The sequence below is a fragment of the Pseudodesulfovibrio pelocollis genome (genome assembly GCF_030282845.1).
In the GTDB taxonomy this organism is placed as follows: Bacteria; Desulfobacterota; Desulfovibrionia; order Desulfovibrionales; family Desulfovibrionaceae; genus Pseudodesulfovibrio; species Pseudodesulfovibrio pelocollis.
The window spans coordinates 45,322-55,130 of record NZ_JASTWE010000024.1 but is presented as its reverse complement, the minus strand read 5'-3'; the positions used below and the strand labels follow the sequence as shown (position 1 = coordinate 55,130).

At 64.4% G+C, this 9,809-nt stretch carries 11 protein-coding genes; 6 read left to right on the top strand and 5 right to left on the bottom strand.

Annotation, left to right across the window (positions count from 1 at the left end; genetic code table 11):
- Nucleotides 1–221, bottom strand: a 221-nt coding sequence (locus tag QQS14_RS09875; RefSeq protein ID WP_285906822.1) for a hypothetical protein, incomplete at its 3' end; no start/stop codon positions are given.
- Between the two features lie 9 nt (nucleotides 222–230).
- Between QQS14_RS09875 and QQS14_RS09870 the strand changes: the two genes are divergently transcribed.
- Nucleotides 231–1,157 (top strand): bile acid:sodium symporter family protein, encoded by a 927-nt coding sequence (locus QQS14_RS09870; RefSeq protein ID WP_285906821.1) that lies wholly within the window; start codon nucleotides 231–233, stop codon nucleotides 1,155–1,157.
- Nucleotides 1,158–1,276: 119 nt separating this feature from the next.
- Entirely contained in the window at nucleotides 1,277–2,023 is a 747-nt protein-coding gene (locus QQS14_RS09865) for a DUF4198 domain-containing protein (RefSeq protein ID WP_285906820.1), read from the top strand.
- A gap of 68 nt (nucleotides 2,024–2,091) precedes the next feature.
- On the opposite strand, the gene QQS14_RS09860 is transcribed toward QQS14_RS09865, so the two are convergent.
- Nucleotides 2,092–2,532 (bottom strand): hypothetical protein, encoded by a 441-nt coding sequence (locus tag QQS14_RS09860; RefSeq protein WP_285906819.1) that lies wholly within the window; start codon nucleotides 2,530–2,532, stop codon nucleotides 2,092–2,094.
- 315 nt (nucleotides 2,533–2,847) lie between these two features.
- On the opposite strand from QQS14_RS09860, the gene QQS14_RS09855 reads away from it, so the two are divergent.
- The 4 genes from QQS14_RS09855 to QQS14_RS09840 all read left to right on the top strand — a co-directional run bounded on the left by QQS14_RS09855 (nucleotide 2,848) and on the right by QQS14_RS09840 (nucleotide 6,619).
- On the top strand, nucleotides 2,848–4,020 hold the full coding sequence (locus QQS14_RS09855) for an OmpP1/FadL family transporter (protein ID WP_285906818.1): 1,173 nt from the start codon (nucleotides 2,848–2,850) through the stop codon (nucleotides 4,018–4,020).
- A gap of 195 nt (nucleotides 4,021–4,215) precedes the next feature.
- Nucleotides 4,216–4,956, top strand: a complete 741-nt coding sequence (locus tag QQS14_RS09850; protein WP_285906817.1) for an energy-coupling factor ABC transporter ATP-binding protein — start codon at nucleotides 4,216–4,218, stop codon at nucleotides 4,954–4,956.
- Nucleotides 4,953–5,678: a CbiQ family ECF transporter T component gene (locus QQS14_RS09845; protein WP_285906816.1), complete on the top strand. Its 726-nt coding sequence runs from the start codon at nucleotides 4,953–4,955 to the stop codon at nucleotides 5,676–5,678. The genes QQS14_RS09850 and QQS14_RS09845 overlap by 4 nt, the downstream gene beginning before the upstream one ends.
- A 104-nt stretch (nucleotides 5,679–5,782) precedes the next feature.
- Complete coding sequence (locus tag QQS14_RS09840; RefSeq protein ID WP_285906815.1) at nucleotides 5,783–6,619, top strand: rhodanese-like domain-containing protein; 837 nt, start codon at nucleotides 5,783–5,785, stop codon at nucleotides 6,617–6,619.
- Here the strand turns inward: QQS14_RS09840 and QQS14_RS09835 are convergent.
- From QQS14_RS09835 to thrC, 3 genes are read right to left on the bottom strand one after another with little or no spacing between them, the layout of a single operon-like run.
- Nucleotides 6,616–7,521, bottom strand: a complete 906-nt coding sequence (locus QQS14_RS09835) for a DMT family transporter (protein ID WP_285906814.1) — start codon at nucleotides 7,519–7,521, stop codon at nucleotides 6,616–6,618. The two genes, QQS14_RS09840 and QQS14_RS09835, sit on opposite strands and share 4 nt — an antisense overlap.
- A 58-nt stretch (nucleotides 7,522–7,579) precedes the next feature.
- Nucleotides 7,580–8,329, bottom strand: coding sequence for a TlyA family RNA methyltransferase (locus QQS14_RS09830; protein WP_285906813.1), 750 nt, complete (start codon nucleotides 8,327–8,329; stop codon nucleotides 7,580–7,582).
- 8 nt (nucleotides 8,330–8,337) lie between these two features.
- Entirely contained in the window at nucleotides 8,338–9,786 is a 1,449-nt protein-coding gene (gene thrC, locus QQS14_RS09825) for a threonine synthase (protein WP_285906812.1), read from the bottom strand.
- Nucleotides 9,787–9,809: the final 23 nt, after the last annotated feature.

Sequence of the window (9,809 nt, the reverse complement as noted above, 5' to 3'; positions counted from 1 at the left end):
AGAGTGCGGCGGCCAAGCTCGTAAGCCGAGCTTTTTTGGTTCTTTTTTGGGGCGGCCCAGCCAAAAAAGAACCCCGCCGGGAGGGCAATTCCAAACTTGGAGGAGCGACAGCGACGGCTCTCTCTCTCTCTCTCTCTTTCTCTCTTTCTCTCTTTCTCCCAAAGCAACAGGCAGGAATCAGTTTTACGCCGCGCGTTGACAAACTGCGAAATTTCATCCACCCATCCGGCATGAAATCGGAAGCCATTCCCGCCTTCATCGAGCGCTTCTTCATCCCCATCACCGCCACGCTCTGCGCCGTGGCCCTGATCCATCCGCCATCCTTCACCTGGATCAAGCCGCATATTCCGCTGTTTCTGGGCGTGATCATGTTCGGCATGGGGCTGACCCTGGAGTTCGGCGACTTTCGCGCGATACTTGGCAAGTGGCGGCTGGTGGGGTTCGGGGTGGGCATGCAGTATGCGGTCATGCCCGTGCTGGCCGTGCTCATCTCGATGGCGCTGGGCCTGTCGCCCGAGGCCACGGTGGGCATGGTCCTGGTCGGGGCGTGCCCGGGCGGCACGGCCTCCAATGTGGTGGCCTACCTGGCCCGGGCCAATGTGCCCCTCTCGGTGACCCTGACCCTGGCCTCCACCTGCCTCGCCCCGATCCTGACCCCGGCCATCGTCTACCTCATCCTTGAGCAGCGGGTGGAGATGGACTTTTTGGGCATGGTCTCCTCCGTGTTCTGGATCGTGGTCTTTCCGCTGGTGGACGGCCTGATCCTGCGCCGCATCTTCCGCAAGCGCCTTGAGCCGTGGCTGCGCTATTTCCCATCCCTGTCCATCGTGGTCATCGCCATGCTCATCGCCTGCATCATGGGGCTGAATCAGGCCACACTGCTGGCCCTGCCACTCCTCGTCTTCCTCGCCGTCATCCTGCACAACGGCCTGGGGCTGGCCGCTGGATACTCCCTGGCCCGGCTGGCCCGCTGCTCCCGGCGCGACGCCCGCACCCTGGCCATCGAGGTGGGCATGCAGAACTCCGGCCTGGGCGTGGCCCTGGCCGTGGCCCATTTCGCCCCGGTCAGCGCGCTCCCGGGCGCGCTCTTTTCCCTGTGGCACAACGTCACCGGCGTGTTCATGGCCAAGCGGTGGCGCGCCTCGGACTCCTCCTGATTTTCCGGCCTGAAAACGCTCAGGTGGCCCTTGACTTGTGTTACTATTTTGATATTAGTATCCGATGCGCGTCATTAAGTCACAATATCATGCTTTGTAACACAACGGGGGTCCGACCAATGAAGACACGGCTGATTCTATCGATCACAATCCTTGCCCTGCTGACGGCCAGCGCGGCCTTTGCCCATTTCGGCATGCTCATCCCCGACACCGACGCGGTGAGCCAGGAGAAGAAGACGGTCAACCTGACCCTGTCCTTCTCCCATCCTTTCGAGATGGTGGGCATGGAGCTTGAGAAACCCGCCGCCTTCTTCGTGGTGGCCAATGGCGAGGAAAAGACCGACCTGCTCGGCACCCTCAAGCCCGCCAAGGTCATGGACCACACCGCCTGGACCGCGTCCTATACCCCGCGCGCGCCCGGCCTGTACGCATTCGTCTTTGATCCGGTCCCCTACAAGGAGGACGCGGAGAACAACTACATCCGCCATATCACCAAGGTGGTCATCGACGCCTACGGCGAGGGCGAAGAATGGAACGCGCCCCTTGGCCTGAAGACCGAGATCGTGCCGCTGACCCGGCCTTTCGGCAACTATGCGGGCAACGTCTTCCAGGGCGTGGTCATGCTTGATGGCGAGCCCGCGCCCTACACCCGCGTGGAGGTCGAGTACTACAACGCCGACGGCAAGCGCACCGCGCCCAGCGAGCGGATGGTCACCCAGGAAGTGATCGCCGATGGCAACGGCGTGTTCACCTTTGTCTGCCCCTGGAAGGGATGGTGGGGCTTTGCCGGGCTCAACGCCGACGCCGAGCCTTACCAGGGCCGCGAGCTGGAGCTTGGCGCGGTCATCTGGGTGTTGATGCAGTAATTGCTGTTTTTCGACATGGTGAGAGGATCACCTCCCTTTCACGAGCCCCGGCGAGTCATTGCCGGGGCTTATCCGCGTTCAGGGCGGGGGGTGGTTTCGCTCTTGCGCATCAGGTCGAGGATAGGGGTGATGAACTCGTCCGGGAAAGCGCCCAGCGCGGCCCCGAGATAGGCTCCGGCCATGGATCCGAGTACCAGATTCGCCCCGCTTGGGCTGTTGGCCACCTGGAACAGGGTCCCGAGGAACGCGCCCATGAAGGCGCCCATGATCCAGCCGTCGTTGTTGATGCCGCGATAGGGGGGCAGGCCGCGCAGGCTGCGGAAGAAATCTTTCAGGACAAAGCCGCAGACACCGCCGAGCAGGGCGGCCGCCAGGGTCAGCGCCATGCCCGGAAACCCGGTGTGCAGCGTGAATCCGTAGCGCAGTGACCCTTCGCCGATACCGGCCAGGGCACCCATGGCCAGCAGGCCGTGGAAGTTCTTCTCCTTGATGTCCAGCTTCGGGAGCATGAAGCCTCCTGGTCGCATCGGCAGTTATTTCCCCGTGGCAACCGATGCCAGAATCATGCCCGAAAGCGCTCATGGGTGGTGGGCGTCCGTCTAATTCGGATATATTGGGCCGAGTCGGCAGAGTTTGCTATCAATTCGTCGCATGGGCCAAATTTTGTTGTACTTTGGATGACTGTTTGGTTATAAAACGGCGGTTTGTGCAAAAAATAACAGTCCTTGGGAAGTCGGGGCGGGGCGACCCGCCGCATCTGGGAGGGTGCCGATTTTCCGGGAGCAGACGGCCGTCGCATGCGGCGGCTCCACCAAGGGGGAAGGATGAAACGTGCAGTCGTTGCAGTCTGCTGCAATCTCGTGTTGTGTCTTCTGGCCACGGCCACCAGCGTTCATGCCGGTGGTTTTGCCTTGTACGAGTGGAGCAATCGGGGCACGGCCATGGGTACCACCGGGTACGCCATTGCCGGTGACGCCTCGGTTATCGCCACCAACCCGGCGCTGATGACCAAGCTTGAGGGCTCCCATGCCCTGGCCGGCGCGGTGTTCATCTCGCCCCAGTCCACCGTGACGGTGGACGGCCACAAGAACAAGACCAAGGCCAACATCTACACCGTGCCCCATGCCTATTACACCCACCAGTCGGAATCCAATGAGAACGTCTGGCTCGGGGTCGGCATGTTCACCCGCTTCGGCCTGGGTACCCACTATAAGGACAACTGGAACGGCAAGGCCTCGCTCCAGTATGTGGACCTCGCGTCCGTCTCGCTCAATCCCACCATCGCTTTCAAGTTTAGCGATAAACTCTCTGTTGCCGGAGGCGTCGAGATCCTCAGGGGCAGCATCAAACAGAAGAGCGATCCTGGTGTTACCGTCAGCGCCGACACCTCCGGGTATGCGATAGGCGGCAACCTCGGCGTCCACTATCAGGTGGACGATCAGTGGTCCGTGGGCCTGACCTGGCGCTCGTCCATGGACATGCAGACCGAGGGCAAGGCGCAGCAGGGACCGGCGTCGACATCCACCGGTCAGAACATCTGGGCCAATCTTCCGGCCAGTTTTGTCCTGGGCGTGGGCTATCAGCCCACCGAGAACTGGTCCTGGGAGTTCGACATCGTCCACACCCGCTGGGAGGCCTTTGACACTATGCGCTACAGCGGTGTCATCAATGTGGTCAAGACCTTTAACTACAAGAACACCTGGCGGTTCCAGCTCGGCACCGAGTACTGGGCCACCGACTGGCTCGCCGTGCGGTTCGGCTATGCGTATGATCAGACACCCACTCGTTCGGAGTATTCCTCCTTCATGCTGCCGTGCAACGATCGCCAGCTCTTTTCCACCGGTCTTGGCTACAAATACGAAGATTGGACCTTGGACTGGGCCTTCATGTATGTGAAGGCCAAGGAGCGCAAGGGCCTGAACATCGATGGGCACAAGGTCGATTTCAAGGACGGCCAGACCTGGATCACGGGTCTTTCCGTGGGCTACGCCTTCTAGCTTCTCCCATTTCTGTTCGTCATGAGCCCCCGCCAGCCGGGGGCTTTTTTTTGGCATTCGGGCAGGAGGAGGCAGTCGCAGTGTTCCATGATGGGAATCACGGGTTGACAGGGGATTGCAGGGTGGTGAAGGGTGATGTCGGCCGTGGACAGGCCGCGTTTTCGGCGTGATCAATTCCAGATTTCAGGAGCCGCGATGATAACCGTGACTGATCTCGACTACGTCTATCCCGGGGGGCAGGGGGCGCTCGACCGCGTGTCCCTGTCCATCAGGCCGGGTACGCTGGTGGGCCTGGTGGGGGCCAACGGCAGTGGCAAGTCCACGCTGATGGCGCTCATGGCCGGGTTGTATACGCCCACCTCGGGCTCGATCACGGTGGACGGCTGCGTGAACCCGGGCGAGGGCAGGGCCGTGCGGGCCGTCTGCCGTCTGGTCATGCAGGACGCGGACCTGCAAATGCTTGGGGCCACGGCGGAGGAGGATCTGCTGCTCGGCCGGGCGCGCACGGACGCGACCGTGGCCAGGGCCCGGGAACTTGCCCGGCGTTTCTCCCTGCTGCCCGCCTGGGAGCGGCCGGTGCAGACCCTGTCCTGGGGCATGAAGCGCAAGGTGTGCCTGGCCGCCGCCCTGCTGGACGATCCGCGGGTGCTGCTCCTTGACGAGCCATTCAGCGGGCTCGACTACCCGGGGATGCGCGAGATGCGCGGCCTGCTGCGCGAGAGCCGTGCGGTCGGGCTGACCCAGGTGGTGTCATCCCACGATCTTGAATGCTTCATCGACCTTGTGGACCAACTGGTGGTGCTCGACACGGGCCGACTGGCCCTGGACGGGCCGCCGGACGCGGTGCTCAACCATGTGCGCAGCCACGGGGTGCGCCCGCCCTGTTCGTGGAGCGCGGGGCAGGGTGTGCGTTCCTGGGATGAGGAGTCTCTGTGAGCCGTCTCGCCGCTCTCGTGCGCGGGCTCGACCCGAGGCTCAAGCTGGGCACGGCCCTGTTTCTCGGCCCGGCCCTGTGGCTGATGGGGCTGGTTCAGGCCGGAGTGTGCGCCGTGGCGCTTTTGTGCATTGTCGCTGCCCTTGCTTCGGGGCAGCCCCTTGGCGGGCGCATGGTACGCGGTCTGCTGGTCTTCGTGGTCTTCTGGGTGGCGGTCAAGGCCGGGCTCGACGCCGTGTCCGGCATGGAGTGGGCGCAGGTGGCCGCTGGTGCGGGTGATCTCGCCGTGCGGCTTGCCGCGCTGCTGCTGCTTGGCCTGTCTCTGGCCCTGTCCGCCTCGGCCCGCGCCCTGGGGCTGGCCGTGGCCTGGGCGGTGCGGCCCGTGGCCGGTGGCGAACGCGCCTGGAAACTGGCCCTGTCCCTGGCATTGATGGTTCATTTTCTGCCCATGTGTCTGGCCACGGTGGCCGAAATCAGGCAGGCCCTGGCCCGGCGCTGCCCCCGGTGCGGGTTCTTCCTGCGGATGACCGTGATTCCGCAGGCCGTGATCCGCGCCTTGGGCCAGAAGACGTGGAACCAGACCCTGGCCGTGGCCGGTCGTGGCCTCGACGGCCCGCAGGCCTGGGAGCCTGATTTTTCCTGGTCCGGCCGCGACACCCGTTGCGCCCTGGTTGCAGGCGGCTTCCTGGTCTGGATCAGCCTTTCCCTTCCCTTCCTTTCCTGATTTGGCCGAGGGTCCGCATGATTGACGGCGGATGAGCTTGTGCCGTATTCTTTTTCGGTTGATAAGCGGTTTTGACCCGCTCGACACCTACAGCCGGGGGAGCCATGACCAGAGCCATGAAGCTGATGAGCGTTGACGAGGCCAGGGCCTATACCGAGAGCCGCCAGCCGGACGCCTACACCCTGCTCGATGTCCGGCAGGGGTGGGAATACGAGGAATTTCACCTGCCCGGGGCGCTGCTTATCCCGCTTTCGGAGCTTCTCGACAGGCTGGGCGAGGTGGACCCGGACAAGCCCGTCATCACCTATTGTCTCGCCGGTGGCCGGAGCGCGGCCGCTGCCTCGCTCCTTGACGGCGAGGGGTTTGGCGAGGTCTATTCCATGACCGGCGGGGTCATGGCCTGGCGCGGGCACACGGCGTTTGGTCCCGTTGAGTTCGGGGTCATCGAGTTCTCGGGCCGTGAGACGCCGCAGGAGGTGGTGATCAAGGCCTATGCCATGGAGCACCGGCTTCAGGAATTCTATCTGCTTCGCGCCGATCTGGCCGAGACCCTGGAGCGCATCGAGTTGTTCATGGAACTGGCCGGGTTCGAGGATCAGCACATGGATGTCCTCTTCGGCCACTACCAGAAGATCATGGGCGAGACCATGAGCCGCCGCCTCTTCGAGGAGGTGGCCCTGACCGATGCCGCCGGCGCGGCCGAGGGCGGAGTCAGCATCCAGCACTATCTCGACGCCATGGGCGACACCTTTGACGAGGACCAGGGGGTGCTCCAGTTCGCCTCCATGGTCGAGGCCCAGGCGCTGGACTATTACCTGCGCTGTTCCAGGCGGGCGGAGAAGCCCGAGGCCAGGGAGGTCTTCGAGACCCTGGCCCGTGAGGAGCGGGCGCACCTCAAGCTGTTGGCCCGGTTCATGGACCGGCGCGGCGAAGAGGATTAGACCCGGGCGGAAGGTCTTGCAGGGGCGTTCACCCGTCGCCGCAGGGCCAGCGCGCGCAGGTTGGGGATGACCACGCCCGCGATGATCAGGGCCGTGCCGCCCATCTGGAGCAGGACCACGTTCTCGCCAAGCAGGAGGGCGGCCCCGGCCAGAGTGACCACCGGCTCGATGGACGAGAAGATCGAGGCGTAGGCGCTGCCCACCTTTTCCACCGCCTTATAGAGAAAGGCCACAGCCACCACGCCCGGCAGCAGGCCCAGGGACAGGCCAAAGGCCATGCGCTCCCAGGTGGGTTCGAGCCACGGCGTCATGTCGCCCGTCAGGTTGAAGGATACCCCGGCAAAGAGCATGACATAGAAGGTCGCCGTGAGCGGCCTGACGTCGCGCAGCACCCGCTGCACCACCATGAGATAGCAGGTGAAGAAGCACATGGCCCCCACCGCGTAGAGCAGCCCGGTGGGGTCCGCCTCCTTGAGAAAGGCGTCGTAGAAGACGAGGCAGCATCCGGCCACCACCAGGACCAGGGAGCCGAGCACCACCCGGTCGAGCTTCAGCCGGAAGATCAGGGCCGAGAGCAGGGTCACGGTCACCGGGTAGAAGTAGAGGATCAGGGCTGCGGTGGAGGCCGGGATGGTCTCCAGGGCCAGGACGAAGCAGGATGTCTGGAGCCAGTAGATGACCATGCCGATCAGGGCGCACCGGGCCAGCCCGGCACGGGTGACGGCCAGCAGCGACCTGTCGCGCACGAGCAGGACAAGGCCCAGGATGAGGGCGGCGAAGGTGAAGCGGTATTGCATCATCTCGCCGCCGGACAGGCCCGCATTGAAGCCGAGCTTGACCATCACCGCCAGCGAGCCGAAGGCCACAGCCGAGATGACGGCGTAGATGAGTCCCTGGAGCATGGTCTTCCCCAATCAATTGAAGTTGTTGAACAGATGAGGCTTACGCCCGGGATGGGCGTCAGGCAAGCCTTTTCATGTAGGCGAGGTATTCCTGGTTGCCCTTGGGGCCGAGGATGCGTGAGGGAGCGACGCCGATCAACTCGAGGCCCAGTTGCTCGCGGCAGAATCCGGTGACCATGTCCACGGTCTGTTGCCTGAGGGATTCATCGCGCACCACGCCCTTGTCGGTCTGGCCCGGACCCACCTCGAACTGCGGCTTGATCAGCGCCACCACCTCGCCGCCCGGCCGCAGGAACTGCATGCACGCGGGCAGCACCTTGGTCAGGGAGATGAAGGAGACATCGGCCACCACCACGTCCACCGGTTCGGGAATGAGGTCCGGCCCGGCATGGCGCAGGTTGGTTCGCTCAAGGTTGATCACCCGGGTATCCTGGCGCAGCTTCTCGTGGAGCTGGCCGTAGCCCACGTCAGCCGCATAGACGCGCACCGCGCCGTGCTGGAGCATGCAGTCGGTAAAGCCGCCGGTGGAGGCCCCGGCGTCCAGGGCCACCTTGCCCGCGAAGTCGATGCCGAAGGTTTCGATGGCCGTGAGCAGCTTGTGCGCCCCGCGTGACACGAAGCGGTCGTCGCCGGGCACCACGAACTCGGTGTCCTCGTCGAACTGCTGGCCGGGCTTGGTCACCGGCACCTTCTGGCCCCGGTTGAGGGAGTGGACCACACCCGCCATGATCAGCCGCTTGGCCTTCTCGCGGCTCTCCACGAGCCCGGATGCGGCCAGCAGGTGGTCGGCGCGCTGCTTTTTCGCCATGGTCGGGCCTATTTCTTCTCCAGCCCCAGGCGGGCGACGATGGCGTCGGCCGTGGTCCGGGTGAACTCGTCTGGCGAGAGCCGGGCCTTGTCCTCGGGCGAGGCGACCAGCACGGGCCGGTTGGCCAGGCTCGTGTCCGGCGTCACCCCGAACTCGGGCGGGAAGGTGTTCTCGAAATACATGGTCTGGAAATCCACGAACTTGAGCTGATGGGCCGTGGAGTCGAGCACGCACAGCTCGTCGGGCGAGACCAGCCCCAGTTCCAGGGCGCGCTTGGCCCCGGCAAAGGATTCGCCGCCCTGAGTGCAGGCGATGTGCCCGTTGCGGTTGGCCTGGATCATGGAATCCATGATCTGCTGCTCGGTCACCTGGACCACCTGGAAGGAGCCGGGACCGGCCACAGCCTCGAATTTCTCGGCAAAGTGCCTGACGCGCGGGAACGAGACCGGGTTGCCGATCATGGCCGCCTGGGCCACGGACGGGGTCACGGTCACGGGCGCGTAGCGCCGCTCCTTGGGGTCGTCCACGGCGTAGTAGCGGTAGACCGGGTCCGCGTGGTGCGACTGGACGCCGAAGATGCGGGGCAGGGCGTCGATGATGCCAAGGTCCAGGAGCTTGAGGAATCCGGCCATGATGGCCGTGATGTTGCCCGCATTGCCGATGGGCACGAAGACGCACTTGCCGCGCAGATTCCAGTCGAACCACTGGGCGACCTCAAAGGCGTAGGACTCCTGGCCCAGGATGCGCCAGGCGTTCTTGGAGTTGAGCAGGGCCACGCGGTAGTTGTCGGCCAGATGCTCGACCACCTTCATGCAGTCGTCGAACACGCCGGGCACTTCCAGCACCACCGCGCCGGATCCCAGCGGCTGGGCCAACTGGGCCGCAGTGACCTTGCCCTGGGGCAGGATGACCACCGAGGTGATGGCCCCGCCCACATAGGAGGCATACAGGGCCGCCGCTGCCGAAGTGTCGCCCGTGGAGGCGCAGACCGTGAGGATGGAGTCCCAGCCGTGCTTGCGGATGAGGGCGCGCAGGTAGGAGAAGCCGCAGGCCATGCCTCGGTCCTTGAAGGATGCGGACGGGTTCTGGCCGTCGTTCTTGTAGGCTGTGCGCAGCCCGGTGGCCGCGTTCAGGGCCGGGGACGACTCCACCAGCGGGGTGTTGCCCTCGCCCAGGTAGACCACGTCCTCCTCCTCCAGCACTGGGGCCATCAACTCGTAGAAGCGGAACACGCCGCGTAGCGCCGTGCGCTTGGACGCGGCCCGGGCGTCGAATACCCTGCGCCACTCCTCGCCCGAGGTCTTCTTCAACTCGGCGAAGTCGAGGTTGTCGAGGAGGAACACGCCCCCGCAATCGGGGCAGGTGTAGTACAACTCGTCGGCGGGATACCGCTTGCCGCATCCGAGGCAGAAGTATTCCATGCGGCCGCGATAGGTGGGGAAAAGATCGGCGTTCATTGCGTCACCCGGTTGGAATGAGG

Excerpts from the sequence above, each read along its gene's own strand:
- QQS14_RS09840 (WP_285906815.1), top strand. The coding sequence starts at position 5,783 with ATGACCAGAGCCATGAAGCTGATGAGCGTTGACGAGGCCAGGGCCTAT.
- QQS14_RS09835 (WP_285906814.1), bottom strand. The coding sequence starts at position 7,521 with ATGCTCCAGGGACTCATCTACGCCGTCATCTCGGCTGTGGCCTTCGGC.
- QQS14_RS09865 (WP_285906820.1), top strand. The coding sequence starts at position 1,277 with ATGAAGACACGGCTGATTCTATCGATCACAATCCTTGCCCTGCTGACG.
- thrC (WP_285906812.1), bottom strand. The coding sequence starts at position 9,786 with ATGAACGCCGATCTTTTCCCCACCTATCGCGGCCGCATGGAATACTTC.
- QQS14_RS09860 (WP_285906819.1), bottom strand. The coding sequence starts at position 2,532 with ATGCTCCCGAAGCTGGACATCAAGGAGAAGAACTTCCACGGCCTGCTG.
- QQS14_RS09870 (WP_285906821.1), top strand. The coding sequence starts at position 231 with ATGAAATCGGAAGCCATTCCCGCCTTCATCGAGCGCTTCTTCATCCCC.
- QQS14_RS09850 (WP_285906817.1), top strand. The coding sequence starts at position 4,216 with ATGATAACCGTGACTGATCTCGACTACGTCTATCCCGGGGGGCAGGGG.
- QQS14_RS09855 (WP_285906818.1), top strand. The coding sequence starts at position 2,848 with ATGAAACGTGCAGTCGTTGCAGTCTGCTGCAATCTCGTGTTGTGTCTT.
- QQS14_RS09830 (WP_285906813.1), bottom strand. The coding sequence starts at position 8,329 with ATGGCGAAAAAGCAGCGCGCCGACCACCTGCTGGCCGCATCCGGGCTC.